23 protein-coding genes and 1 pseudogene are annotated in these 25,163 nt (G+C 65.4%); 11 read left to right on the top strand and 13 right to left on the bottom strand.

Annotated features, from left to right (window positions below):
- Positions 1–66 precede the first annotated feature (66 nt).
- From ABIE53_RS07670 to ABIE53_RS07620, 11 genes and pseudogenes are all read left to right on the top strand, one after another.
- Positions 67–630 carry an RNA polymerase sigma factor gene (locus ABIE53_RS07670; RefSeq protein ID WP_006048222.1) on the top strand — a complete coding sequence of 188 codons (564 nt, stop codon included), beginning with the start codon at positions 67–69 and terminating at the stop codon, positions 628–630.
- Positions 627–1,050, top strand: a pseudogene (locus ABIE53_RS07665) (DUF3619 family protein). The gene ABIE53_RS07670 and the pseudogene ABIE53_RS07665 overlap by 4 nt, the downstream one beginning before the upstream one ends.
- Positions 1,051–1,066: 16 nt before the next feature.
- Positions 1,067–1,828 (top strand): DUF3106 domain-containing protein, encoded by a 762-nt coding sequence (locus ABIE53_RS07660; protein ID WP_006048224.1) that lies wholly within the window; start codon positions 1,067–1,069, stop codon positions 1,826–1,828.
- A 90-nt stretch (positions 1,829–1,918) separates the two neighbouring features.
- The gene (locus tag ABIE53_RS07655; RefSeq protein WP_107710304.1) at positions 1,919–2,410 is read left to right on the top strand and encodes an RDD family protein; all 492 of its coding nucleotides are present in this window, start codon (positions 1,919–1,921) and stop codon (positions 2,408–2,410) included.
- A 214-nt stretch (positions 2,411–2,624) separates the two neighbouring features.
- Positions 2,625–3,566 carry a UDP-2,3-diacylglucosamine diphosphatase gene (locus ABIE53_RS07650; protein ID WP_006048226.1) on the top strand — a complete coding sequence of 314 codons (942 nt, stop codon included), beginning with the start codon at positions 2,625–2,627 and terminating at the stop codon, positions 3,564–3,566.
- A 59-nt stretch (positions 3,567–3,625) separates the two neighbouring features.
- A complete protein-coding gene (locus tag ABIE53_RS07645; protein ID WP_029969815.1) occupies positions 3,626–4,657 on the top strand; it encodes a glycosyltransferase family 4 protein in 1,032 nt (343 codons plus the stop codon).
- Between the two features lie 20 nt (positions 4,658–4,677).
- Entirely contained in the window at positions 4,678–5,418 is a 741-nt protein-coding gene (locus tag ABIE53_RS07640; protein WP_107710305.1) for a diacylglycerol kinase, read from the top strand.
- Positions 5,419–5,569: 151 nt separating this feature from the next.
- Positions 5,570–6,283: a TetR/AcrR family transcriptional regulator gene (locus ABIE53_RS07635; RefSeq protein WP_006048229.1), complete on the top strand. Its 714-nt coding sequence runs from the start codon at positions 5,570–5,572 to the stop codon at positions 6,281–6,283.
- Between the two features lie 10 nt (positions 6,284–6,293).
- Positions 6,294–6,878, top strand: a complete 585-nt coding sequence (locus ABIE53_RS07630) for an LOG family protein (RefSeq protein WP_006048230.1) — start codon at positions 6,294–6,296, stop codon at positions 6,876–6,878.
- Positions 6,879–7,051: 173 nt separating this feature from the next.
- Complete coding sequence (locus ABIE53_RS07625; RefSeq protein ID WP_053857809.1) at positions 7,052–7,798, top strand: SDR family oxidoreductase; 747 nt, start codon at positions 7,052–7,054, stop codon at positions 7,796–7,798.
- Positions 7,799–8,255: 457 nt separating this feature from the next.
- Positions 8,256–10,451 carry an ArnT family glycosyltransferase gene (locus tag ABIE53_RS07620; RefSeq protein WP_107710142.1) on the top strand — a complete coding sequence of 732 codons (2,196 nt, stop codon included), beginning with the start codon at positions 8,256–8,258 and terminating at the stop codon, positions 10,449–10,451.
- Positions 10,452–10,483: 32 nt separating this feature from the next.
- Here the strand turns inward: ABIE53_RS07620 and ABIE53_RS07615 are convergent, their stop codons facing one another.
- The 13 genes from ABIE53_RS07615 to ABIE53_RS07555 all read right to left on the bottom strand — a co-directional run bounded on the left by ABIE53_RS07615 (position 10,484) and on the right by ABIE53_RS07555 (position 25,144).
- A complete protein-coding gene (locus ABIE53_RS07615) occupies positions 10,484–11,164 on the bottom strand; it encodes a DUF924 family protein (protein WP_192700177.1) in 681 nt (226 codons plus the stop codon).
- Positions 11,157–11,570, bottom strand: a complete 414-nt coding sequence (locus tag ABIE53_RS07610; RefSeq protein WP_006048234.1) for a group II truncated hemoglobin — start codon at positions 11,568–11,570, stop codon at positions 11,157–11,159. The genes ABIE53_RS07615 and ABIE53_RS07610 overlap by 8 nt, the downstream gene beginning before the upstream one ends.
- Before the next feature lie 23 nt (positions 11,571–11,593).
- Entirely contained in the window at positions 11,594–14,176 is a 2,583-nt protein-coding gene (locus ABIE53_RS07605) for an ABC transporter permease (RefSeq protein ID WP_107710146.1), read from the bottom strand.
- On the bottom strand, positions 14,173–14,784 hold the full coding sequence (locus tag ABIE53_RS07600; protein WP_006048236.1) for a DUF4126 domain-containing protein: 612 nt from the start codon (positions 14,782–14,784) through the stop codon (positions 14,173–14,175). The genes ABIE53_RS07605 and ABIE53_RS07600 overlap by 4 nt, the downstream gene beginning before the upstream one ends.
- Positions 14,785–15,050: 266 nt before the next feature.
- Complete coding sequence (sugE, locus tag ABIE53_RS07595; RefSeq protein WP_006048237.1) at positions 15,051–15,371, bottom strand: quaternary ammonium compound efflux SMR transporter SugE; 321 nt, start codon at positions 15,369–15,371, stop codon at positions 15,051–15,053.
- Positions 15,372–15,493: 122 nt separating this feature from the next.
- Entirely contained in the window at positions 15,494–16,192 is a 699-nt protein-coding gene (kdpE, locus tag ABIE53_RS07590) for a two-component system response regulator KdpE (RefSeq protein WP_053857805.1), read from the bottom strand.
- Entirely contained in the window at positions 16,185–19,073 is a 2,889-nt protein-coding gene (locus ABIE53_RS07585; protein WP_107710148.1) for a DUF4118 domain-containing protein, read from the bottom strand. Before ABIE53_RS07585 ends, kdpE begins: the two co-directional genes overlap by 8 nt.
- Positions 19,074–19,215: 142 nt before the next feature.
- Positions 19,216–19,794 carry a potassium-transporting ATPase subunit KdpC gene (gene kdpC, locus ABIE53_RS07580; RefSeq protein ID WP_107710150.1) on the bottom strand — a complete coding sequence of 193 codons (579 nt, stop codon included), beginning with the start codon at positions 19,792–19,794 and terminating at the stop codon, positions 19,216–19,218.
- Between the two features lie 28 nt (positions 19,795–19,822).
- Entirely contained in the window at positions 19,823–21,946 is a 2,124-nt protein-coding gene (gene kdpB / locus ABIE53_RS07575; protein ID WP_107710152.1) for a potassium-transporting ATPase subunit KdpB, read from the bottom strand.
- Between the two features lie 35 nt (positions 21,947–21,981).
- Positions 21,982–23,787, bottom strand: a complete 1,806-nt coding sequence (gene kdpA, locus ABIE53_RS07570) for a potassium-transporting ATPase subunit KdpA (protein WP_107710154.1) — start codon at positions 23,785–23,787, stop codon at positions 21,982–21,984.
- Positions 23,784–23,876 carry a K(+)-transporting ATPase subunit F gene (gene kdpF, locus ABIE53_RS07565; RefSeq protein ID WP_006048244.1) on the bottom strand — a complete coding sequence of 31 codons (93 nt, stop codon included), beginning with the start codon at positions 23,874–23,876 and terminating at the stop codon, positions 23,784–23,786. Before kdpF ends, kdpA begins: the two co-directional genes overlap by 4 nt.
- Positions 23,873–23,983, bottom strand: a complete 111-nt coding sequence (locus ABIE53_RS07560) for a hypothetical protein (RefSeq protein ID WP_006048245.1) — start codon at positions 23,981–23,983, stop codon at positions 23,873–23,875. The genes kdpF and ABIE53_RS07560 overlap by 4 nt, the downstream gene beginning before the upstream one ends.
- A 186-nt stretch (positions 23,984–24,169) precedes the next feature.
- A complete protein-coding gene (locus ABIE53_RS07555; RefSeq protein ID WP_029969831.1) occupies positions 24,170–25,144 on the bottom strand; it encodes a quinone oxidoreductase family protein in 975 nt (324 codons plus the stop codon).
- Positions 25,145–25,163 lie beyond the last annotated feature (19 nt).

Raw genomic sequence — 25,163 nt, 5'->3', positions numbered from 1 at the left:
ATCCGCGGGTTTTACGACATTTTTCGACCGATTACGCGCACGCTCGCTGCGCCGACCCCCAAACGGATGGCATCAGACAAGGAACTCGCCGACTTTCTGGCGGGCGTCGAAAGGCGCGCATTCAAGCAGACGGTCTACGCCGTGCGGGACGACGACGCCTCGCTGGATATCGTGCAGGACGCGATGATCAAGCTCGCCGAAAAATATGGCGACCGTCCCGCGGCCGAGCTTCCGCTGCTGTTTCAGCGTATTCTGCAGAATGCGATGCACGACTATTTCCGTCGTGCGAAAGTGCGCAATACGTGGGTGAGCCTGTTTTCGTCGTTCGGTAATGCCGACGACGACGAATTCGATCCGCTGGAAACCTTCGAGGCGCAGCAAGGCTCGGCCGGCGCCGAGAGCAACGAGCAGAAACTCGAGCGCGAACAGGTCTTGCAAATGATCGACGACGAGATCCAAAAGTTGCCGGCACGTCAACGGGAGGCGTTTCTCATGCGTTATTGGGAAGATATGGATGTCGCCGAGACTGCCGCCGCCATGGGCTGCTCCGAAGGCAGTGTGAAGACGCACTGCTCGCGGGCCACCCACACGCTGGCGCAAGCGCTCAAGGCCAAAGGAATCACGCTATGAGCTCCCTCGAAACAAAAGAACTCGAGTTCGCCCGCCAGGTGCGCCGCGCGCTCGACGAAAACGCGGCCGGCATTCCGTCCGCCGCCGTCGACCGGCTGGCCGCCGCCCGCCGTGCCGCGCTTGCCCGCAAGAAGCCCGAAACCGCCGCCGCGCCGGTGTTCGTCCCGTCGTTTGCGGGCGTGCCGTCCGGTCTGCCGGATGAACAACGCCCAGAGCGCCGCCGTTCGCCCGCTGCGCCGCTTCGCGCTGGCGTGGCCGCTCGCCGCGCTGGTCGTGAGCCTCGTCGGCATTGCCTACTGGGAAGACCAGCAACGCACGGCCGAACTCGCCGATATCGATGCCGCCATGTTAAGCGACGACCTGCCGCTCAATGCCTATCTCGACCACGGCTTCAACGCGTATCTTTCGCGCGCCCACTGAGCGGGAGATCGTTCGGGTGAGCTACAAGCGCGGTCTGGCCGTTGTTTTCGGATGTGCGATAGCGGCGCTCGTGTCGTTTGCCGCCACGTATCCGCGCTTCTACCCGAGCCCCTCGCCCGCCGGCGCGCCCGTTGCGAACAGCAACGGCGCGGCGCCCGCGCCCGCACCCACGCTCGGCGTCGAATTGCCGAGCCTGCCCGGCAGTAAAAGCCCGATGGCCTGGTCGCGCCTGAGCGCGGCCGAGCATATCGCGCTCGCGCCGTTCGAGGCGCAGTGGGATTCGTTCAGCGACGAGCGCAAGCGCAAGTGGCTGAAAATCGCGTCGCGTTACTCGAAGCTGTCGCCCGAAGCACAAAAACGCCTGCACGACCGGATGACCGAATGGGTCCGCATGACGCCCGATCAGCGGCGCGTTGCGCGCGAGAACTATCAGGTCTCGAAGCAGTTGCCGCGCGAAGCGCGTCAGAACGCGTGGAAGGCGTATCAGGAACTGCCCGAGGAACAGAAGCAGCGGCTCGCCGCAAGCGAGCATAAGCGGCGTCCGAGTGTGGTGAGCGCACCGCCGTCGGGCCGCAGCGAGATCAAGGGGCTCGACCGTCTGGTCAATGCGCGTGAGCGCGCCGCGAGCGGCACGCCGTCGGCGAGCGCGGCCGCTGCGGCCGCGTCGTTGCCGAGCCCGGCGTCGCTGCCGGGCATTCCGGCGGCCGGCAGCTTCGTGCCGGCCACGCCGCTGCCGGTTTCGCCGGCGGAAGCGCCGTCCATCTTCAACGGTTCGTGAGCGGCGCTGCCCGTGTCCGAGCCGCGCGCCACTTCCGCCACCGTCAATCCCGATTCGGGCACCGCGTCCAGCGCGAGTTCGCCCGCGGCCGTGTCCGCTTTACCAGGCAAATCGCCGAGCGTTCGCCGCCGCCTCGCCGCGCTGCTTTACGAAGCGCTGCTGCTGTTCGGCGTCGTGTTTATCGCGGGCTATCTGTTCAGCACGCTCACGCAGCAGCGCAACGGGCTCACGCATCACAACGTGATGGCGGCGTGGATCGGGCTCGTCGTCGGCCTGTATTTCGTCTGGTTCTGGACCCACGGCGGCCAGACGCTGCCGATGAAAACCTGGCGCCTGCGCGTCGTCACAGCGAATGGCGCGCCGCTCTCCGCGTGGCGCGCCGTCGCGCGATATGGGCTGGCGTGGCTATGGTTTCTGCCGCCGCTCGCGCTTCATCCGCTGCTCGGGCTGCGCTTGCCGCAAACTCTTGCGATCGCCGGAATCTGGTTCGTGCTGTGGGCGGCCACGGGGCGCCTCGGCGCGAGCCGCCAGTTTCTGCATGACCGGCTCGCCGGCACGCGCGTGATCGAAGTCGCGCGCTAGACATTGCGAGCCGCGCGTCGCGCAGTCGACCGCGCACTGAACCGCGCATCCACCACGCGAAGCAAACGCTTCGCCATCGCCTCATCTCGCCTCATCTCGCATCACATCGCCTCACCTCCCATCGCTCCCGCAGTAATAAGAACTTCTCGTGACTGTCACGGCACCGTCACGCGTGGTAGGCCCAATACGGGCACTGCAACTCGACGCGTGAGCCATGGACTCCAAAACGTCCGCGACTTCCCTGTTCCGCCAGACCGGCCCGAGCGTCGACCCTGTCGCGTTCCGTCCGGAATCCAGCCCTAGCCACGGCTTCGCGCTGCCCGCCGTGCCCCAGCCGATCGACACCGAGACGCCGCAGCACGACGACGAGCACGCCGAGCCGCACCGCTACCGCACGATCTGGCTGTCGGACATCCACCTCGGCTCGAGCGGCTGCCAGGCGCCGTATCTGCTCGACTTCCTGCGCCATAACGAGTCGGAATACCTGTATCTGGTGGGCGACATCATCGACGGCTGGCAGTTGAAGAAAGGCTGGTACTGGCCGCAGGCGCACAACGACGTCGTGCAGAAGGTGCTGCGCAAGGCGCGCAAAGGCACGCAAGTGATCTACGTGCCCGGCAATCACGACGAAGCCGCGCGTCAGTTCTGCGACCTCGCGTTCGGCGACATCCACGTGCGCGGCGAGGCGTTTCACACGACGCTCGCCGGCAAGCGCCTGTGGATCGTCCACGGCGATCTGTTCGACGGCGTGATCCAGCACGCGAAATGGCTCGCGTATCTCGGCGACACGCTCTACACGATGATCCTGATCCTGAACCGCTGGTTCAACCGGATCCGCAGCCGGCTCGGCTTTCCATACTGGTCGCTGTCGCAATACCTGAAGCACCAGGTCAAGAACGCGGTGAACTTCATCTCGTCGTTCGAACGCGTGATGACCGACGAAGCGCGCCGCCGCGGCTGCGACGGCGTGGTCTGCGGACACATCCACAAAGCCGAGATTCGCGACATCGACGGCGTGCTGTATTGCAACGACGGCGACTGGGTCGAAAGCCTGTCGGCGCTCGTCGAAACCTATGAAGGCGAACTCAAGGTGATCTACTGGACCGCGATGCGCAGCCCGCAAGCCGGCGTGCAAAAAGCCCGGGCGACCGCCTGACGCAACGCCGCACTCCAATCCGCTGGGCTGAATCGACGAACCATCCGAGGAGCAAACCGATGAAGATCATGATCGTCACCGACGCATGGGAACCGCAGGTCAACGGCGTCGTGCGCACGCTCAAGAACACCACGCGCGAGCTGACCGAACTCGGCCATCGCGTCGATCTGCTGACGCCGCTCGAATTCAGGACGATTCCGTGCCCGACGTATCCCGAGATCCGCTTGTCGCTGATGCCGCGCCGCAAGCTGCGTCAGCGTATCGGCGAGTTCGCACCGGACGCGCTGCATATCGCCACCGAAGGTCCGCTCGGCATGGCCGCGCGCGCCTACGCGATCCAGCACAAGCTGCCGTTCACGACCGCTTATCACACGCGCTTTCCCGAGTATGTGCAGGCGCGCTTCGGCATTCCGCTCGCCGCGACGTACAAGTTCCTGCACTGGTTCCACAAGCCGTCGCTCGCGGTGATGGCGCCGACGCCCGTGGTCAGGAACGACCTCGAGAAATTCGGCTTCACGAACGTCGTGCTGTGGACGCGCGGCGTCGATCTCGAGATTTTTCATCCGATGGACTCGAAGGTGCTCAACACCGCACGGCCGATCTTTCTGTATGTGGGGCGTGTGGCCGTCGAGAAAAACGTCGAGGCATTCTTGAAGCTCGATTTGCCCGGCTCGAAGTGGGTCGCCGGCGAAGGCCCCGCGCTCGCGGAACTGAAGTCGCGCTATCCGCAAGCGAATTATCTCGGCGTGCTGTCGCAGGCTGAACTCGCGAAAGTCTACGCGGCCGCCGATGTATTCGTGTTCCCGAGCCGCACCGACACGTTCGGTCTCGTGCTGCTCGAGGCGCTCGCCTGCGGCACGCCGGTGGCGGCGTATCCGGTCACCGGCCCGATCGACGTGCTCGGCGACGGCGGCGCCGGCGCGATGGACGAAGACCTGCGCGAAGCCTGTCTCGAAGCGCTGAAAATCGACCGCGCGCATGCACGCGCGTGGGCCGAGCGCTTCTCGTGGGCCGCGGCCTCCGAGCAGTTCGCCGCGCATCTAAAGCCGTTGCCGCGCGCGTCGTATCGCGAGGAAAGCGCAGCCGCGTGACGCGGCGCGCCGGGTTGTCCATGCGAAGCCGATCTTCTCCTGCAAGCCGCGCGTCCGTGAACGGCGCGCTGCGCGCCGCGCACGCCGGCAGCGATGCTCACGACGCTCGCGTCAACCATGATGACCGCGACGATCATGATGACCACGAAGCCGCGAGCGTCGAGCCGTTCGATAGCATTAGCGAGTCCGCCGCCATGAACCATGCAGAAGCCCATCGCATGAGCGGCCACGAAGGCCACGCGCGCCACAGCCGTGTCGACGGCGACGGCGATGAAAGCGCGGGCATCAACCGGCACGGCTCACACGCCGCAGCCGAGATCCAGCACGAGCCGCTCAGCCCCGACGATCCGCTCGCGCCGCTGCCGTTCAATCCGTACAAGGGCAATCGCGGCCTCACCCGCGCGTGGCACGCGATGAAAAACTCGCTCGCGGGTTTTCGCGTGGCGATCCGCGAGGAAAGCGCGTTTCGTCAGGAGCTGACGCTGGCCGCGATTCTGCTGCCGTGCGGCGTGCTGGTTCCGGTTGAGCCCGTCTCGCGCGTGTTGCTGCTCGGCTCGGTGCTGCTCGTGCTGATTGTCGAACTGCTGAATTCGAGCGTGGAAGCGGCCATCGACCGTATCTCGCTCGAGCGGCACGAGCTGTCGCGCCGCGCGAAAGACCTGGGCAGCGCCGCGGTGATGGTCGCGCTCGGCATGTGCGTGATGACGTGGGGGCTGATCGTCGGCCCGCTCGGCGTTGATTGGGTGAAAGCGTGGCTGTGAAGCTCATGGAAACCCTGAGTACCCGCTAGAGATTCGAACGCTCGGTTTATAATCGTCCGGCAGTCTTAAAAAACAGCAACCGCGTCCGGGTGGACCTACAGCAGCGGCACGCCGCCGCGCGCCCAACCCGGCGTAACCAGGGCCGGACGACATGGAAGCCAAACCTCCCCGCCGCACGCGCGAACGGATACTCGAACTGTCGTTGAAACTGTTCAACGAAATCGGCGAGCCGAACGTCACGACGACGACGATCGCCGAGGAAATGGAAATCAGTCCAGGCAACCTGTACTACCACTTCCGCAACAAAGACGACATCATCAACAGCATCTTCAGCCAGTTCGAGCAGGAGATCGAAAAGCGTCTGCGTTTTCCCGACGACCATCGCGCGACCATCGACGAAATGTGGTCCTATCTGCAGTACATGGTCGATTTCACGTGGCGCTACCGCTTCCTGTATCGCGATCTGAACGATCTGCTCGCACGCAACCGCACGCTCGAAACGCACTTCAAGCAGATCATCAGCCATAAGGTGCGCTTTGCGAGCCAGTTCTGCGATCAGCTCGTGGCCGACGGCGAAATGGTCGCCACGCCGGACGAGTTGCAGGTGATCGCCACGAACATCGGTGTGATCGCAACGTACTGGCTGTCGTATCAGTTCGTGATGAATCCGCGCAAATACAACGAGCAGGAGACGATTCGCGCGGAACTGCATCAGGTGAGCGTGCAGATCGTGTCGTTGATGGCGCCTTATCTGCGCGGCCGCTCACGGCAAATTTTCGACGATCTCGTATCGGGCAAGCTCGAGAAACGCGAGTTCTACGACTATCTGCCGCCGAAGGAAGGCGCCGCGCCTCGCAACGAATAGGACGTTTTTCATGAAGTCGGTGTGTGTGTATTGCGGCTCCGCGAATGGAGCCAAACCGTTGTATGCGGAGGCCGCGCGTGCGTTCGGCCGCGCGCTGGTCGAAGCCGATCTGGCGCTTGTGTATGGCGGCGGCAAGGTCGGGCTGATGGGCGTGATCGCCGACACGGTGATGGCCGAAGGCGGCCGCGCGATCGGCGTGATTCCCGAGCTGCTGGTCAACAAGGAAGTCGGTCATAACGGCCTGACGGAGTTGCACGTCGTGCCCGACATGCATCATCGCAAGAAGATGATGGCCGATCTCTCGGATGCGTTTGTCGCGATGCCGGGCGGCGCGGGCACGCTCGAAGAGTTCTTCGAGGTCTACACGTGGGCGCAGCTCGGCTACCACCACAAACCGGTGGCGCTCCTGAATATCGACGGCTTTTACGATCCGTTGATGAAGCTCTTGCAGCACACCGTGGACGAAGGCTTCATGCGGCAGACGTATGTCGACATCCTGCAGATCGACTCCGATGCGGCCACGCTGATCGGCAAGCTCCAACGGTATCAGCCGCCGGTTGCGGATAAGTGGGCGGTTAAGCGGGAAGCGGTTTGAGCGGGGGCGGCGGCGCTTGCGGCTGAGAGCGCCGCGGGTTTCTCCGCGCGTTCTCGGCTTTGCTCTCGTTTTTTAGCTTCGCTTTCTGCCTCGCTTTTCGTTGGTTTTTTTCCCGCTGCGTTTTTTCCCGCTGCGTTTCCAGCGCTCACCCTACTTTGCATGTCGAGGTTGCGATGACTCAGACCGTTCTCATCACCGGCGGCAGCCGCGGCATCGGCCGCGCGACCGCGCGCTTGCTCGGCGCGCGCGGCTGGTCGGTGGGCGTGAACTACGCGCGGAATCTCGCGGCCGCCGAGGAAACCGTCGCTGAAGTCGAGCGAGCCGGCGGACGCGCGCTGCCGATTGCCGGCGACGTCGCGAACGAAGCCGACGTCATCGCCATGTTCGACGCGGTTGTGCAGAAGTTCGGCCGGCTCGACGCGCTCGTCAACAACGCGGGTATCGTCGCGCCGTCCATGCCGCTTGCCGACATGGATCTCGCGCGCCTCACGCGCATGTTCGACGTCAACGTGCTCGGCGCCTATCTGTGCGCGCGCGAAGCCGCGCGGCGCATGTCGACGGATCGCGGCGGCGCGGGCGGCGTGATCGTGAATGTGTCGTCGGCGGCGGCGCGTTTGGGTTCGCCCAACGAATACGTCGACTACGCAGGCTCCAAAGGCGCAGTCGATACGATGACGCTCGGTCTCGCGAAGGAACTCGGGCCGCGCGGCGTGCGTGTCAATGCAGTGCGGCCTGGTCTCATCGATACCGAAATCCACGCGAGCGGCGGCAAGCCCGAGCGTGCGGCGCAACTCGGAGCGGCCACGCCATTGGGCCGTCCGGGCCGGGCTGATGAAGTGGCTGAGACCATCGTGTGGTTGTTGAGTGATGCCGCGTCGTATGTCACTGGGGCGCTTGTGGATGTCGCTGGGGGGCGTTAGGCGGGGCGATTGGTCTGCTGTTGTTCGGCGTTCGTTCTTTCGCCTTCGTTCTTTCGCCTTCGTTCTTCTGCATTCGTTCTTTCGCCTTCGTTCCGCATTTCTTCCGCGTTTCGTTGCAATCTTTCCGGTTTTTTTTCGCCTTACTTCGGCGCTCTTTCTGCAATGCATTCGGCTTTTCTCCGCCTCCGTTAAGCGCTCCTTCCTCATCCCTTCCGCCCTCTTTCCGCTCTCCGTCCGTCGGCTCACGCGGCGCTCCTAGATAAGCCTCGCGTTGCTTCCACTGCCCGCTATATCCACCGCCACGGCAGGCGCAATCGCCGCATCCGTGCGCCGTCGCACGTGTAATCGGTCGTAATAATCGGAGACTACAATCGCGGGAATCGCGCGGCCTCGTGCGACGCAAGCCAGAACATCGTGCGCGCGATGCTGCCGCGCACCGCGACCAGAGATTCGTTTCATGCAAGAAAAACCTTCCGCACCGTGGCGCAACGGGAACGCCGCGGCAGCGGTGTCCGCGCCGGCCGGCGTTGTCGATAGCGCGCAGCAAGTGCGCGTGGCCGGCCTGATCGATAGCGCGCAGCAAGCGCACATGACCGGCGCCATCGACAGCGCACAGCAGGCGCACATGGCCAGCCTCATCGACAACGCGCCGCAAGCGCACATGGCCGGTCTCATCGACAGTGCCGAGCATGCGCGCTCGGCCGACCTTGCCGCAAACAGTCCCAATACGGCCCAAGCCCTGACCGCCGAGGCCGCGGCCCCAGCCCGACCAGCCAAGCCCTCCAAACCTCACGCACCCGCCGCAGGCAACGAACCCACCATCGGCTCACCGCCTGCGGACCACTCAAACGACAGCAACAGCAACGGCAACAGCCGCGCCCCGCGCTGGCACACGCTCAGCGCCTCACGCCCGCTAACGTACCTGATCGCCCTCGCCATCCTCTGCGCGTGGCTGCTGCCCGGCACCCTGGGACACGATCCCTGGAAACAGGACGAGACGTACACGTTCGGCATCGTCCAGCACATGCTCGACACCGGCGATCTCGTCGTGCCGACCAACGCCGGGCAGCCGTTCGTCGAAAAACCGCCTGTCTACGACTGGGTGGCCGCGAGCTTCGCGTGGATGTTCGGCCGCTACCTGCCCTTGCACGACGCGGCGCGGCTCGCGAGTGCGCTGTTCGCGGGCCTGACGGTCTACTACACGGCCCGCGTCGCGCGCCGCGCGGTGAATGCGCCGAGCTGGTTCGACCTGCGCGTGATCGGCACGCTGGCGCTGTTCGGCGGCACGCTCGTCGTCGTCAAGCATGTGCACGACATGATGACCGACGTCGCGTTGATGGCCGGCGCGGCGATCGGCTTCTGCGGATTGTTCGAACTCGTGCTCGCGCATCTTCGTTACGACGGCCATCAAGAGCGCCTTTCCGCCGACGCCGCGCGCGAGCGCCGGCACGCGATTCTGAGCGGCGCGGCGATGTTCGGCGCGGGCGTCGGCGTATCGTTTCTCGCCAAGGGCCTGTTCGTGCCGCTGGTTTTCGGCGCGACCGTCTGCGCAGTGTTCGCGCTCTACCGCGCGTGCCGCAGCCGCAGTTTCGCCGCCGCGCTCGGCGTCGCGGCGCTCGTCTGCACGCCGTTCGCGCTGATCTGGCCGATCTGCTTCTATCTGCGCTCCGAGGCGCTCTTCAAGGTCTGGCTGTGGGATAACAACGTCGGCCGCTTTTTCGGTTTTTCGGTCGCCGAACTCGGCTCCGAAAGCGAAAGCCGGCTGTTCGTGCTGCGCACGGTCCTAAGCGTCGGCTTCCCAGTCGCGCCGCTTGTGCTGGCCGCGCTCGGCGGCGGCGCATGGCAGCGCTGGCGCGATCCGCGCGTCGCCTTGCCGGCGATCTTCGCGGGTGTCGGCTTCGCCGTGCTGCAAAGCTCGGCGACGATCCGCGAGCTGTACATCCTGCCGTTCATCGCGCCGCTCGCATTGCTGGCGATGCAAGGCGTCGAGCGCCTGCCGCCGCGTCTGCATGTGGTGTGGGACATGGCGAGCCGCGTGCTGTTCGGCAGCGTGGCGGCGCTCGCGTGGATCGTGTGGTCGATCATGAGCAGTCCGGCGAACACGCATGCTTCGCTGCACCGGCTCGGCCGATGGCTGCCGCTCGACTGGGTCTTGCCGATGAAACCCGCGCTGATCGCCGCGGCATTAGTGATGACGCTCGGCTGGCTCTGGCTGCTGCCCGCCTTCAAGTACGCGGGCAAATGGCGCGGTGTGCTGAGCTGGTGCGCGGGCGCGATCGTCGCGTGGGGACTCGTGAGCACGCTGCTGCTGCCGTGGCTCGACTACGCGAAAAGCTACCGCTCGGTGTTCGAGAACCTCGGCGCCGCGCTGAGCGCGCAATGGAACGACGGCGATTGCATGGCGAGCGTCGGGCTCGGCGAATCCGAGGCGCCGATGCTCGACTACTACACGGACATCGAGCATCAGCCGACCGCGAACCCGCGCACGACCGAGTGCACATGGCTGATCGTCGAAAGCCGCCGCAACAACGCACTTCAACCGACGGGCGACTGGCGGCTATTCTGGTCGGGCGCGCGTCCCGGCGATACCGACGAGTTGTTGCGCGTCTTTGTGCGCACGCCGACGGTGCCGGCTGTGGTTGATGGTCGGTAACCTGACGCCGGGTGGCGCTGCGCGGCACGCCGCTAACTACCGCGCGCCCGCTTCCTCGCCCGCCGCGACTGAAACGACGACCCTGGCTCGCGCAAAAACGCGATTTCCTCCGCCGTCGATTCCCGCCCAAGCACCGCATTGCGATGCGGAAAGCGCCCAAAGCGCTCGACGATCTCCGCATGCCTAACGGCGAACGAATAATACGACTCGCCACCAGGCTCCCCGGCGAGCGCTTTAAAAAGACGCAGCGACTCCCGCTGGCTCGCCGGCGCCTCGTCGTGTTCGAACGGCAGATAGGCAAACGCGCGATGATGCGCGCTCGGCAACAGCCGATCCGCGCCGCTCGCCACCATCTGCTGCGCGATCTCCACCGCTTTGTGATCCGCTGCAAACGCACGCGCCGTGTCGCGATGGCAGTTGCGCGAAAACTGATCGAGCACGATCACGAGCGCAAGCGCGCCGAGCGGCGTGGCCGTCCAACTGTCGAGGCGCGAGTCGCGCGCCGCATCGATAAGGGTTCCGAAACGTTCGCGCAGCATCGCGTCGAACGATTCGTCGGCGGAAAACCACTGCTTGCGCGCCTCGCCGAAGCCCGGCGCATCGGGCACGCCGAACCAGCAGTCGAGCACCTCGCGCGCTCGCGGATCGAGCGCGCTGTAAGCAGCGAGATCCGCCGGCGTGCGAGGCGGCGCCGCACGTTCAGCGTCAACCATTGCGATTGCGCATCCAGTCGGCTGTTTCAAAGAACGAACCAAGCAGGCGCTCTCTGAGCGGCTCGTCAAGCCCGATGTCTTCCATCGCCCAGGCCATGCAGCGCAGCCACTGATCGCGTTCGCTCGATGCAATCGCGAACGGCAAATGCCGCGCGCGCAACCGCGGATGCCCGAAGCGGCTGATGTAATGATCAGGGCCGCCCAGCCATCCGCACAGAAACCAGAACAGCTTGTCGCGCGAACCGTCCATCGATTCGGGATGCAGCGCGCGAATGCCGGCGAACTCGGCTTCAAGGTCCATCAGGTCGTAAAAACGGTCGACGAGTTCGCGCACGCGCGCTTCGCCGCCGACCAGTTCGAAGGCCGTCGGCTGCGCCGCGGAGACTTCGTTGTCGATCTCACTCATAACCACTCATCAACGGAAAATAATCAGGCGTCCCGCAGCGATTGCAACGCGGGACGCGACAACACATGCCGCAAGCTCAGCCAGCCGCCGACCGCCGCACACGCGATGCCGGCCGCGACTCCCGCCGGCAGCAGCCACGGGTTGAAGTCCAGATAGAACTGGAACACGCGCGTGGCCAGAATCCAGCCGATCACCTGCGCGCCGATCGCGGCCATCAGGCCGGCGAGCGCGCCGACCGCGACGAACTCGGCGATCTGCACCGCGCGCACCTGGCGATGCGACGCGCCCAGCGCCCGCAGCAGCGCGGATTCTCGCATACGCTCGTCGCGCGTGCCGGCGAGCGCGGCGTACAACACCAGCACGCCCGCGGCGAGCGTGAACGCGAACAGGAACTGCACCGCGCCGATCACCTGCTGCAGCACGCGCTGCACCTGCGCGAGAATCGGACCGGTGTCGATGGCCGTCAGGTTCGGATAGGCGGCGATCAGACCGTCGATAGTCGCGCGTTTTTCCGGGGGCAAATGGAAACTGGTGATGAACGTAGCCGGGAAATCCTGCAACGCGGCGGGCGGCATCAGCACGAAGAAGTTGACCTTGAACGAACCCCAGTCGAGCTTGCGCACGCTCGTCACCGGTGCATCGATCTGCAAGCCGGTCACGTCGAAACGCAGCACATCGCCGGGCTTCACGTTGATGAGCTTGGCGAGCCCCTCTTCGATCGAAATCTGCGGAGCCTTCGTGTCGCCATACCAGGTGCCGGCGGAAATGCGATTGTCGTCCGGCAACTGCGTCGTGTACGACAGATTGAATTCGCGGTCGACGAGCCGTCGCGCGTCGTCGCCCTTGAACGAATCCGGATTGACCGGCTTGCCGTTGATCGCGGTGAGCCGGCCGCGCACCATCGGCGAGAGCACCGTGCCGGGCACGCCGTGCGTGTCGAGATAGTGCGTGACCGGTTCGCGCTGATCCGGCTGAATGTCGATGATGAATTCGTTCGGCGCATCAGGCGGCGTCGATTTGCGCCACCCGGCCACGAGGTCGTTACGCGTCATCGCGATCAGCAGCAGGCACATCAGGCCGATGCCGAGCGCCGTGATCTGCAGCGCGCTCGCGCCGCTGCGCCGCTCCAGCGACGCCAGCGCGTAACGCCAGCCGATTCCCGCGTTCACGCGCTCGCTGCGCACCGCGCGCGCCGCCGCCCACAACGCGAGCCGCGCGATGCACGCAAACACCAACAGCCCGCCCGCGAACCCGCCCGCGACGATGCCGCCGAGCTTCAACTCGCCCGCCGCGACGATCAGGAGCGCCGCGAACAACACGATGCCGAGCGCGTACGCGGCCCACGCGGTGCGCCCCGCCTCGCCCCACTCGCGGCGCAGCACGCGCACCGGCGGCACGCGCGTCAGCGGCAGCAGCGGCGGCAGCGCGAAACCGAGCAGCAGCACGAGACCGGCCGCAATGCCCTGGAGCGCGGGCCATGCCGTCGGGTACGGCAATTCGACGTCGATCAGACTGCCGAGCGACGTCAGCAACGCGAGATGGCCGAGAAAGCCGAGCGCCACGCCGAGCGCGCCGCCCGCCACGCCGACGCCCACGAATTCCAGCGTAAACAGCGCCCGCAGTGTGGACTGACTGACGCCGAGACAGCGCATCGCCGCGCAGCCGTCCAGATGGCGGCGCATGTACCGATGCGCGGCCATCGCAATCGCCACGGCCGCGAGCAGCGCGGTCAACAGCGACACGAGCGTGAGGAAATGACCGGCGCGATCGAGCGTCTGACGCACTTGCGGCTGGCCGTCCTGCAACGATTCGAGCGCGACGCCGCGCATCTTGCCGCCGTCCACCCTGCCGTGTGCGAACTGCGCGAAACGCGCGACCGCTGGATCCGCGCCCGCCACCAGCAGCCGGTACGTCACGCGGCTGCCGAACGTGATGAGGCCGGTGGACTGCGCGTCATCGGCGCGCATCATCAGGCGCGGCGAGAAGTTGACGAACGAGAAGCCGCGGTCGAGTTCGCGCGTGATCATCGCGCCGATCGTGAAGCTGCGGTTGCCGACCTTCACGGTGTCGCCAACGCGCACCTTCAGCGCGTCGAGCAATTGCTGATCGACCCACACGGTACCCGGCGGCGGAATGGATTGCGCGGCGCGATCCGGAGCGCCCGGTCCCGGCGCGATGCGCAGCGCGCCGCGCAACGGATAACCCGGCGACACGGCCTTGATCGCGGCGAGCCGCGACACCGGCTGCGCGCCGCTCGAGTTGATCATGCTGGGGAAAATCGCCGTGGTGGCGGTGTTCAGGCCGAGCGCCGCGGCCTCGCGCGCGAACTGCGGATCGACCGGATGATCGGCGCGCACGATGAAGTCGGCGGCGATCATGCGTCTCGCGTCGCGCTCCAGGCCCTGGTGCAAGCGGTCGGCGAGAAAGCCGACGCTCGCGAGCGCCGCCACGGCGAGCACGAGCGCGAGCAGCAGCATCGTGAGTTCGCCGGCGCGCCAGTCGCGCGCCGTCATGCGCAGCGCCTGGCGCAGCAGATCGCCGACGCTAAAGCGGCGCGCCGCAGGGACGGCGACCCGCGCCGTGGAACGTCCGGCCGTATCGCTCAATCGTGCCTGCTCCTCGCAAGGCGCGACACCATATGCGTCGCCATGCCGCGAAAACCGCCCTGCACGCCGCGCCACAGACGCGGCAAAACCCAGCCGGCGAGCACCAGAAAGCCCACGATCAGCACCAGAAACAGCAGCGGCACAAATAGCGCGAGCAGAATGCCGCCGAACACGAAACCATCTTCAGCCGTCGACGTGACGACGTTCGACACCGGTTCCGGCGACAGATTGATGAGCGCGCGCGTGCCCGCTTTCGTCAGATGCGCGGTGCCCGCCAGTGTGCCGCCCGCGAGCGCGGCGACCGTCAGCAGCGCCGGATCGGCATGGCCCAACGCGCCGGCTGCGAGCACGGCGCCGGCCGGAATGCGGATGAAGGTGTGAATCGCGTCCCATAGCGAATCGAACGCGGGAATCTTGTCGGCGAGAAATTCGGTGACGGTCAGCACGCCCGCCACGCCGATCACCCACGGCGAGGACAGCGCGGACAACGTATCGGGAAGATGAATCAGACCGAGGCGCTCGAACACGCCGGCCAGCAGAACCGTCAGATAGAGGCGCAGGCCGCTGCCCCATGAGAGCCCCGCAGCAAGCGAAAGTGATTCAAGCATGGCCGCCTCCAGGCGCGCTGTGCGTGCCGGGCGCTTCGGGGGCAATCAGGGATGAGCCGCCGCACCGAAGTCGTCAGACCCGCGCCAAGCCGGCCGCGCCGGGCAGGCCGCGGGCAATTTCAGATTGGTTTCCATCTCATTATAGCCACGTTAATTCGCAGAACGCAGAGTGGCTTGCAAATTGGCGGACTATGCAGCAGAGGCAAAGGCCGCGCCGGTGGCGGCCGGCGCGTGAGTATGCCGATGCGCGTTCTGATGCAGCGCGCTTAATGCCCGGACGAGAGCTTGAGCCCGATCAGCCCGACGACGATCAGCGCCGCGCTCGCCACGCGCGCGGCCGTGAGCGCTTCACCCATCATCACGATGCCGAAAACGAAGGCGCCGACGGCGCCGATGCCGGTCCAGACCGCGTAGGCGGTGCCGAGCGGCAACTGCCGCATCGCCATCGCAAGCAGGATAAAGCTGCCGAGCGCCGTGACGATGGTGAAGACAGAAGGCCACAGCCGGGTGAAACCGTCGGAACTCTTGAGACCGGCCGCCCAGGCGACTTCGAGCAGACCGGCGATGAACAGAAGAATCCAGGACATGAAACAGCTCCATGATCAGATGGGGCCGTCCCCGTTTGTAAATGGCGTAAGGTCGTCCTTACGGTCCGTAATTATAACGACGCCTGCACCATCTTGCTGCGCGGCCGCAAGTCGCCGCCTGCTCACAGGACGCCGACCAGCCGATAGCCGACGCCCGTCTCCGTGACGATATGCTCGGGCTGCGCCGGATCGCGCTCGAGCTTGCCGCGCAGATGCGCCATGTAAATGCGCAGATAGTGATAGCTCTCCACGTGCGACGGCCCCCACACGTCGCGCAACAGTTGCCGGTGCGTCAGCACGCGGCCGGCGTGGCGCACCAGCGTCGCGAGCAGCCGGTATTCGATCGGCGTCAGATGGACCGCCGCGCCGTCGCGCGTGACCTGGCGCAACGCGAGGTCGACGCTCACCGCGCCGAAGCGCACCTGCGGCGATTCGTTCGCGCCGCCCTGATTGCGCCGCCGAAGGTGCGCGCGAATCCGCGCGAGCAGTTCCGAGACGCCGAACGGCTTGGTCAGGTAATCGTCGGCGCCGGCATCGAGCGCCGCGACTTTCTCGCTTTCCTGCGTGCGCGCCGACAGCACGATCACCGGCAGTTCGCTCCAGCCGCGCAATTCGCGGATCACGTCCAAGCCGTCGGTGTCGGGCAGGCCGAGATCGACGATCACGAGGTCGGGCTTGCGCGTCGCGGCCTCCACGAGACCCTGCTTGCCGGTCTCGGCGTCATGCACGACGATGCCCTCGTCTTCGAGCGCGGTCCGCACGAAACGGCGGATCTGCTTTTCGTCTTCGATCAGAACGACGGTGATGCTCGGGTCACTCATGGGTCGGTTTGGCAAGCGGGTTCGGGTTCATGTTGTCGGCGGATTGGTCTTCGGCGGATTGGTCTTGCAGTGCGTCGGGCGCATCTGGCGCGTCGGCGGCTTCGGGCAGATCGGGCACGTCCGGCGGCGTTTCAACCGGCAGCGTAAACCAGAAACGCGCGCCTTCGACGCGGCTTCTAGCCGCCTCGTCCGTTGCTGCCGACATGCGATTCACCGCCCCAATGCTGCCGCCATGCGCTTCGACAATCGCGCGGCAAATCGCGAGACCGAGCCCGATGCCCGGCTTCGCCGATTCCTTCTCGCCGCGCGTGAACTTCTCAAACACGCGAGTCTCCATGCCGGCGGGCAAACCCGGCCCATTATCGTCGATGGTCACGCGCACGAACGACTTGCCGTCCGCGTCGAAACGCTGCGCGCCGATCGTCAACGGCGTGCCCGTCGACGTGTATTTCGCCGCGTTCTCGAAGAGGTTCGAGAAGAGCCGCTCCATCAGCACGGCGTCGAGCTGCAGCAGCGGCAAATCCGCGGCGAGTTCGACCCGCACCGGATGCCCGCTCAGCACGCGCTTGCACGCACGCAGCGCGGCGCCCACGGTTTCCTCGAGCAGCGTCCATTGCCGGTTCAATTGCAGACTGCCCGCCTGCAGGCGCGCCATGTCGAGCAGATTGGTCACGATGCCGGTCATGCGCAGTGCTTCTTCATGGATCGCGTCCACGAGCTCGTCGTCGCGCCGCGCGTCGGCCGCGTGTTCGCGCGATTGCGCCAGCATCGACGAAAAGCCGACGATGGTCGTGAGCGGCGTACGCAAATCGTGCGAAATCGCGGACAGCAACGAGTTTCGCAAACGTTCGGATTCCATATTGACGAGCGCGTCGCGTGCGATGTCCACGTAATGCACGCGCTCGAGCGCGAGCGCGATTTGCGCGGCGAACGCGTCGAGCATGCGCTGCTGCTCGGGCGCGTTCAGCTCGCGCTCGTCGCGCAGCACGGCCGCGAGCACGCCGCGCGTGCGCATCGGCGCCTTCAGCGGCAGATACAGCGCGGCGGCCGCCGGCAGCGTGTCGGTGCCGTGACCGGCCGGCTTCTCGTGATCGTAGACCCACTGGCCGACATCGGTATCGAGCAGTTCGCCTTCGAGCGTGATGGCCGCGTCGGGGTCTTCGATCTTCTGCTTCACGCGGTCCGCGCTGTCCGGCAACAGGATCGCGACGCGCGCGCCGAACACTTCGCTCACGTGACGGCTGCCGATGCCGACGATCTGCTCGGTGGTCAGCGCCGCCGCGAGTTCGCGCGCCATCGCATACATCGCGCCGGTGCGCTGCTCGCGACGCCGCGCGATCCGCGCTTCGCGCCGCAAGCTCGACGTGAGATGGCTGATCACGAGCGAAGTCAGCAACATGCCGAAGAACGTCAGCAGATATTGCGTGTCCGACACCGACAACGACAGGCGCGGCGGCACGAAGAAAAAGTCGAACGCGGCGACGCTCATGAACGACAGCAGCACGCCGGGCCCGCGTCCGAGTTTCACCGCCGCGAAGATCACGCCGAGCAGATACAGCATGACGAGGTTCGTCAGATCGATGCGCTCGTTCAGTTGGCTCGCCACCGCGGTGATGCCCGCGCATATCGCGAGCGCCCAACCGTACGCACGCGGCGGCGAGCGGCGCTCGCGCGCGGCGCTCAACGCGTCGCGCCATGCGTTGGCCGTCGTACTCAGCAGGCGGCGCTCGTGGTCGCCGCCGCTATCGGACGAAGCGCGGATCAGCGTGACGTCCGCATGACCGCCGTGTTCGGCGAGACGCTCGCCAAGCGGCCGGCGCAGCCAGCGCCGGATGCCGGTGCGTGCCGATGCGCCCGCCACCAGCTTCGACACATTGCGCGCCTGCGCATAACCGGTCAGCGCGGCCACCGCGTCAGCGCCGGCGAGCGTCGCGGTTTCCGCGCCGAGTTCCGCGGCGAGCTTCAATGCGTTGAGCGTGCGTTCGCGGCGCGCGTCGGGCAAACGCTGCAGCGCGGGCGTTTCGACATAGACGGCGATCCAGTCGGCCTTGAGGCTCGCGGCAAGACGCGCCGCCGCGCGCACCAGCATCGGCGCTTCGGGACCGGGGCCGACGCACACCAGCAAGCGCTCACGCGCCTGCCAGATTCGCTCGATCGAACGGTCCGCGCGATATTCACGCATTTGCGCGTCGACGCGATCGGCCGTACGGCGCAACGCAAGCTCGCGCAGCGCGATCAGATTGCCTTTGCGAAAGAAGTTGCGCACCGCGCGCTCGGCCTGCTGCGCGAGATACACCTTGCCGTCGCGCATGCGGTCGAGCAGCTCTTCGGCGGGCAGATCGACCAGCGTGACTTCGTCGGCGCGATCGAACACGCGGTCGGGCACCGTCTCCCACACGCGAATGCCGGTGATCTGCCCCACCACGTCGTTAAGGCTCTCGAGGTGCTGAACGTTGACGGTCGTGTACACATCAATGCCGGCGTCGAGCAGTTCATACACGTCTTGCCAGCGCTTCAGATGCCGCGCGCCTTGCACATTCGAATGCGCGAGTTCGTCGACGAGTATCAGTTGCGGCTTGCGCGCCAGCGCCGCGTCGAGGTCGAACTCGCCGAGCTTGCGACCGCGATATTCGATGTGCGCGAGCGGCAGCACGTCGAGACCTTCGAGCAGCGCCGCCGTTTCGCCACGCCCATGCGTTTCGGCGATGCCGACCACCACGTCCGCACCTTCGTCGCGACGGCGACGCGCCGCCTGCAACATCGCATACGTCTTGCCGACGCCCGCCGATGCGCCGAAGAAAATCTTCAGCTTGCCGCGCTGACGCTTTTGTTCGTCGCGCTGCAGCTTGTCGAGCAGTTCGTCAGGATCGGGGCGGTTCATGCGTGAATGCTTTGATGTTTTGATGGTGGGCGCGCGGCGGTGCGTGCAATGGTGGCACGGCGGCGGCCCGGCCGCAAATCAGATGCGAATGGGCTTGGGCGACGCCGCGTGCAACCGCCGGCATTGTGCGTCAACGACGCGCTCAGCCGCGCTTCATCTCATCCAGCGCAAGATTCAATTGCAGCACGTTCACGCGCCGCTCGCCGAGCATGCCCAATTGCCGCCCGCTCGTATAACGGTCGACCAGCGCCTCTACTTCGTTCGGCGCAAGTCCGCGCGCTTTCGCGACGCGTCCGATCTGATACGCGGCAGCCGCCGGGCTGATCTCAGGATCGAGTCCGCTTCCCGACGATGTCACAAGATCGACCGGCACGGGTGCCGACATGTCGGTGCCCGCTGCCTTCAACGCGTCGATGCGGCCTTTGACTTCATCGAGCAACGCCGGATTCGTCGGCCCGAGATTCGAGCCGCCCGAAGCCTGCGCGTTATACGGCATCGGGCTCGTCGCCGACAGACGTCCCCAGAAGTACTGCGGCGCGTCGAACTGCTGACCGATCAGCTTCGAGCCGACGACCTTGCCGTCGCGCTCGATCAGACTGCCGTTCGCCTGGTCGCGAAAGAGCGTTTGACCCACTGCGGTCATCACCGCCGGATAAGCGAGACCGGTCACGGCGCTCAGCACCGCAAAAATAACGAGCAACGGACGCAACGAATTCTTCATGACGATCACTCCTTCAAGACAAGCCGCTTCAAACCCAGCCGAATGCGGCCAGCACCATATCGATCAACTTGATGCCGATGAACGGCACCACGATTCCGCCGAGTCCGTACACGAGCAGATTGCGTCGCAACAGAACGGCCGCGCCGAGCGCGCGATAGCGCACGCCCTTTAACGCGAGCGGAATCAGCAGCACGATGATCAGCGCATTGAAAATCACCGCCGACATGATCGCGGACGCGGGTGTCGCGAGATGCATGACGTTCAGCGCATTGAGCGCCGGGTAGGTGGTCGCGAACGCGGCCGGAATGATCGCGAAGTACTTCGCGAGATCGTTGGCAATCGAGAACGTGGTGAGCGAGCCGCGCGTCATCAGCATCTGCTTGCCGATCTCGACGATCTCGATCAGCTTGGTCGGATTCGAATCGAGGTCGACCATGTTGCCCGCTTCTTTCGCGGCCTGCGTGCCGGTGTTCATCGCGACGGCGACGTCGGCCTGCGCGAGCGCGGGGGCGTCGTTGGTGCCGTCGCCAGTCATCGCGACGAGCCGGCCTTCCGCCTGATGCGCGCGAATCGTCGCGAGCTTCGCCTCGGGCGTGGCTTCCGCGAGGAAATCGTCGACGCCGGCTTCCGCCGCAATCGCCGCAGCCGTCAGCCGGTTGTCGCCCGTCACCATCACGGTCTTGATGCCCATTTTGCGCAGCTCGGCAAAGCGCTCCTTGATGCCGCCTTTCACCACGTCCTTCAGCTCGATCACACCGAGCACGCGCGCGCCCTGCTCGCCTTTCTCCGCGACGACAAGCGGCGTGCTGCCGCGCCGCGCGACTTCGGCCACCGCCTGACTCACTTCGTTCGGAAAACGGCCGCCGTTGGCTTCGACGTAATGCTTGACCGCGTCCGCGGCGCCCTTGCGAATCTCGCGGCGAGACGCATCGGCAGACGTGCCTTTTGGTGCAAGATCGACGCCGCTCATCCGTGTTTGCGCGGTGAACGCGAGAAACTCCGCGTGCAGCGAGGCCATATCGCGCTGCCGGATATTGAAGCGCTGCTTCGCCAGCACGACGATGCTGCGGCCTTCAGGCGTTTCGTCGGCCAGCGACGAAAGCTGCGCCGCGTCCGCGAGCGCTTCTTCGGTCAAACCCGGCGCAGGAATAAAGAGCGACGCCTGACGGTTGCCGAGCGTGATCGTGCCGGTCTTGTCGAGCAGCAGCACGTCGACGTCGCCGGCCGCTTCGACCGCGCGGCCCGAGGTCGCGATCACGTTCGCCTGCATCATGCGGCTCATGCCGGCCACGCCGATGGCCGACAACAATCCGCCGATGGTGGTCGGAATCAGGCACACGAGCAGCGCGACCAATGCGGTAATCGTCACCACGTGGCCCGCCGAATTGGGCAGATGCGCGGCTTCCACGGAGAAGATCGAGAACGGCAACAGCGTCGCGGTCGCGAGCAGCATCACGATCGTCAGCGCGACCAGCAGGATGGTCAGCGCGATTTCGTTCGGCGTCTTCTGACGCTTCGCGCCTTCGACCATCGCGATCATGCGGTCGAGAAACGCCTCGCCGGGATTCGCCGTGACGCGCACGACGATCCAGTCGGACAGCACGCGCGTGCCGCCCGTCACCGACGAAAAGTCGCCGCCCGACTCGCGAATCACGGGCGCGGATTCGCCCGTAATCGCCGATTCGTCGACCGAAGCGACGCCGTCGACCACTTCGCCGTCGGCGGGAATCACGTCGCCGGTTTCGATCAGCACCACGTCGCCACGGCGCAAGTCCGAGGCCGTGACAATGCGGATCGGCGACTTCGGATGCGGCTCGTTGAGCTTTTTCGCCATCACGTCTTTCTTCGCGCTGCGAAGCGACGCGGCCTGCGCTTTCGAGCGGCCTTCCGCGAGGGCTTCGGCGAAGTTCGCGAACAGCACCGTGAACCACAGCCACAGCGTGACCGCGAGAATGAAACCCGCGGGCGCCTCGGCCTGGCCGGCGAGCGCGGCGATCCAGAGAACCGTCGTCAGAATACTGCCCACGTACACGCAGAACATCACCGGGTTGCGGAATTGCGTGCGCGGCGTGAGCTTCCTGAATGAATCCGCGATCGCCGGGCGCAGCAGCGCCGGGTCGAACATGGACATCGTTGCATTGTGTTCAGTCATTGAATCCTCGAATGTCGCGTTGACTCATGGCCGCGTCAATGCGCGCCCATCATCATCAGATGTTCGACGCCGGGCCCGAGCGCAAGCGCGGGCACGTACGTCAGCGCGCCGACCAGCAGCACCGTGCCGAGCAGCAGCACGACGAAGAGCGGTCCATGCGTCGGCAGCGTGCCGCCCGTCACGCCGATGCGCTTCTTTGCGGCGAGCGAGCCGGCAATCGCGAGCACGGGAACGATCGTGCCGAAGCGGCCGAACCACATCGCGATGGCGGTCAGCCAGTTGTAGAACGGCGTGCCCACCGTGAGGCCCGCGAACGCGCTGCCGTTGTTGTTCGCCGCCGAACTGAACGCGTAGAGGATTTCGGAGAAGCCATGCGGGCCCGGATTGGCGATACCGGCCTTGCCCGCTTCGCTCAGCACCGCGATCGACGTGCCCACCAGCACGAGCAACGGCGTCAGCAGCACGACGATGGAGACCATCTTCATCTCATACGCTTCGATCTTCTTGCCGACATACTCGGGCGTGCGGCCGATCATCAAACCCGCGACGAACACCGCGAGCAGCGCGAACACGAGCATGCCGTACAGACCCGAGCCGACCCCGCCGAAGATGACCTCGCCAAGCTGCATCAACAGCAGCGGATAGAGGCCGCCGATCGGCGTCAACGAGTCGTGCGTATTCGCGACTGCGCCGCACGAAGCCGCCGTCGTCGCAATCGTGAAGATGCCGGATTGCGCGATGCCGAAGCGCGTTTCCTTGCCTTCCGCGTTGCCGCCCGACTGCATCGCGTTCGCCGACTGATCGACGTGCAACGCGGCAAACGCCGGATTGCCGCTCTGTTCGGCGCCGATTTCGCCGAACACGCAGACGCCGAATGCAATCGTCATCGCGGCCAGCACCGCGACGCCCTGCTTGCGATCCGCGATCATGCGGCCGAACACCAAAGCGAGCGCCGATGGAATGATCAGGATGGCGAATATTTGCAGGAAGTTCGATAACGGCGTCGGGTTCTCATACGGATGCGCCGAATTGCCGTTGAAGAAACCGCCGCCATTCGTGCCGATCATCTTGATCGCTTCCTGCGACGCAACCGGGCCCATCGCGATGGTCTGCGTTTTAACCGGCGTGTCGACGGTCAGCGCATTGCCCTTGGCATCCTTCAACGGATTGCCTTGTGCATCGAGTTTCGGCGCGGCGTAAGTCGTCGCCTGCAACGTGGGAATGTCTTCGTAACTCTTGAAGTTCTGGATCACGCCCTGGCTCATCAGCAGCGCTGCAAACACGACCGACATCGGCAGCAGCACGTAAAGCGTCACGCGCGTCAGGTCGACCCAGAAGTTGCCGATGGTTTGCGCGGTATGGCGCGCGAAGCCGCGAATCAGCGCGATCACGACGACGATGCCGGTTGCCGCCGACAAAAAGTTCTGCACGGTCAGGCCGAGCATCTGCGTGAGATAACCGACTGTCTGCTCCGGCGTGTAGTCCTGCCAGTTCGTGTTGGTCACGAAACTGACCGCCGTATTGAACGCACCGTCGACGGTCATCGCGCCAAGCTGCTGCGGATTGCCGGGCAGCCAGCCCTGCACGCGCAACAGCGCATACAGAAACACGACGCCCAGCACGTTGAACGCGATCACGGCGACCGCGTAGTGCTTCCAGCTCATTTCGCTCGACGGATCGACGCCGGCCGCGCGATACAACAGGCGCTCGATTGGTCCGCCGACGCGCAGCACGCGCGAACTCCCGTCCATCACGCCGCAGAGATAGCGCGACAGCGGCACGGCCGCAGCGAGCAGCACGACGATAAAGAGCCCGGCTTGCAGGACATTGTTCGAATTCATTCGATGTCCTCCGCGCGCAACAGCGCATAGACCAGGTACGCGAACAGCAGCGCGGTCGCCGCACCCGACATCCACAGCATCCAGTTCATGAGCGCGCTCCCTGTCTGCGGGAGAGCAGCAGCTTCTCGCAACCGGCGATCAATGCAAAGGTCAGCGCGGCAAAGAGCGCGATGGCTCCGACGTACAGCACATCCATTGTTGTTCTCCATTGACGGACTTTGGATAGCCGCAACGATAGGCGCGCGCGCGTAAAGGCCCGATCAAAGCTTGTACAGGCCGTATAAAAATCGCGTAAACGGAGAGACTCGCAATGCAAAGGGCCGCTCCATCGCGAGATGGAGCGGCCCTTCCTGTGAAACGCGAAACTTCGGGAAAACTAAAACTACGGCAGCAGTATCGTCGAACCCGTGGTCTTGCGCGCCTCGAGGTCCGCATGCGCCTGACCGACGTCGGCAAGCGCGTAGCGCTGGTTGATGTTCGTCTTCACCTTGCCGGAGACCAGCACGTCAAAGAGTTCGGCGGCCATCGCTTCGTAGTCGCTGCGTTTGCCCATATACGTGAACAACGTCGGGCGCGTGAAGAACAGCGAGCCACGTCCGGCGAATTCCGACGAGTCGATCGGCGGCAACGGCCCCGACGCATTGCCGAAGCTCACGAACATGCCGAGCGGCGCGAGGCAATCGAGCGAGCCGGCAAACGTATCTTTACCGATGGAGTCGTACACCACCGGCACGCCCGCGCCGTTGGTGATCTCGCGCACGCGCTTCGTGAAGTTTTCGCGCGTATAGACAATCGCATGGTCACAGCCGTGCGCTCTCGCGATCTCCGCTTTCTCGTCCGAGCCGACGGTGCCGATCACCGTCGCGCCGAGCGCCTTCGCCCACTGGCACACCAGGAGCCCGACGCCGCCCGCCGCGGCCTGGATCAGGATCGTGTCGCCGGCCTTCACCCGATACGTGCGCCGCAGCAGATATTGCGCGGTGAGACCTTGCAGCATCACCGAGGCGGCCTGTTCGTCGCTGACCGCATCCGGCAGTTTGATGACCTGCGCCGCCGGCAGCACGCGCTCCTGCGCATATGCGCCGGGCGGCCTCGCCACGTAGGCGACGCGGTCGCCCGTTTTCAGATCGCTCACGCCCGAGCCGAGCGCGATCACTTCGCCGGCGGCTTCCATGCCGAGGCCGCCCGGCAACGGCAGCGGATACAGGCCGGTGCGGAAGTACACGTCGATATAGTTGAGCCCGACCGCCGTTTGACGAATGCGAATCTCGCCGGGGCCGGGGTCGCCCACTTCGACGTCGACCCATTTCATGACCTCGGGACCGCCGGTTTGATCGAATCGGATTGCCTTGACCATTCACGTCTCCTTGATGGAA

This window comes from Paraburkholderia sp. OAS925, assembly GCF_040543975.1.
Taxonomy (GTDB): domain Bacteria; phylum Pseudomonadota; class Gammaproteobacteria; order Burkholderiales; family Burkholderiaceae; genus Paraburkholderia; species Paraburkholderia graminis.
Note: the sequence above shows the minus strand (reverse complement) of the source record. Positions and strands in the feature narration are given on the sequence as shown.

Coding starts and splice junctions, on each gene's coding strand:
- kdpA (WP_107710154.1), bottom strand. CDS start 23,787: ATGAATTCGAACAATGTCCTGCAAGCCGGGCTCTTTATCGTCGTGCTG.
- sugE (WP_006048237.1), bottom strand. CDS start 15,371: ATGTCCTGGATTCTTCTGTTCATCGCCGGTCTGCTCGAAGTCGCCTGG.
- ABIE53_RS07645 (WP_029969815.1), top strand. CDS start 3,626: ATGAAGATCATGATCGTCACCGACGCATGGGAACCGCAGGTCAACGGC.
- ABIE53_RS07630 (WP_006048230.1), top strand. CDS start 6,294: ATGAAGTCGGTGTGTGTGTATTGCGGCTCCGCGAATGGAGCCAAACCG.
- kdpB (WP_107710152.1), bottom strand. CDS start 21,946: ATGACTGAACACAATGCAACGATGTCCATGTTCGACCCGGCGCTGCTG.
- ABIE53_RS07620 (WP_107710142.1), top strand. CDS start 8,256: ATGCAAGAAAAACCTTCCGCACCGTGGCGCAACGGGAACGCCGCGGCA.
- kdpF (WP_006048244.1), bottom strand. CDS start 23,876: ATGAACTGGATGCTGTGGATGTCGGGTGCGGCGACCGCGCTGCTGTTC.
- ABIE53_RS07615 (WP_192700177.1), bottom strand. CDS start 11,164: ATGGTTGACGCTGAACGTGCGGCGCCGCCTCGCACGCCGGCGGATCTC.
- ABIE53_RS07560 (WP_006048245.1), bottom strand. CDS start 23,983: ATGGATGTGCTGTACGTCGGAGCCATCGCGCTCTTTGCCGCGCTGACC.
- ABIE53_RS07625 (WP_053857809.1), top strand. CDS start 7,052: ATGACTCAGACCGTTCTCATCACCGGCGGCAGCCGCGGCATCGGCCGC.
- kdpE (WP_053857805.1), bottom strand. CDS start 16,192: ATGAGTGACCCGAGCATCACCGTCGTTCTGATCGAAGACGAAAAGCAG.
- ABIE53_RS07585 (WP_107710148.1), bottom strand. CDS start 19,073: ATGAACCGCCCCGATCCTGACGAACTGCTCGACAAGCTGCAGCGCGAC.
- ABIE53_RS07635 (WP_006048229.1), top strand. CDS start 5,570: ATGGAAGCCAAACCTCCCCGCCGCACGCGCGAACGGATACTCGAACTG.
- ABIE53_RS07640 (WP_107710305.1), top strand. CDS start 4,678: ATGCGAAGCCGATCTTCTCCTGCAAGCCGCGCGTCCGTGAACGGCGCG.
- ABIE53_RS07650 (WP_006048226.1), top strand. CDS start 2,625: ATGGACTCCAAAACGTCCGCGACTTCCCTGTTCCGCCAGACCGGCCCG.
- ABIE53_RS07610 (WP_006048234.1), bottom strand. CDS start 11,570: ATGAGTGAGATCGACAACGAAGTCTCCGCGGCGCAGCCGACGGCCTTC.
- ABIE53_RS07555 (WP_029969831.1), bottom strand. CDS start 25,144: ATGGTCAAGGCAATCCGATTCGATCAAACCGGCGGTCCCGAGGTCATG.
- kdpC (WP_107710150.1), bottom strand. CDS start 19,794: ATGAAGAATTCGTTGCGTCCGTTGCTCGTTATTTTTGCGGTGCTGAGC.
- ABIE53_RS07600 (WP_006048236.1), bottom strand. CDS start 14,784: ATGCTTGAATCACTTTCGCTTGCTGCGGGGCTCTCATGGGGCAGCGGC.
- ABIE53_RS07670 (WP_006048222.1), top strand. CDS start 67: ATGGCATCAGACAAGGAACTCGCCGACTTTCTGGCGGGCGTCGAAAGG.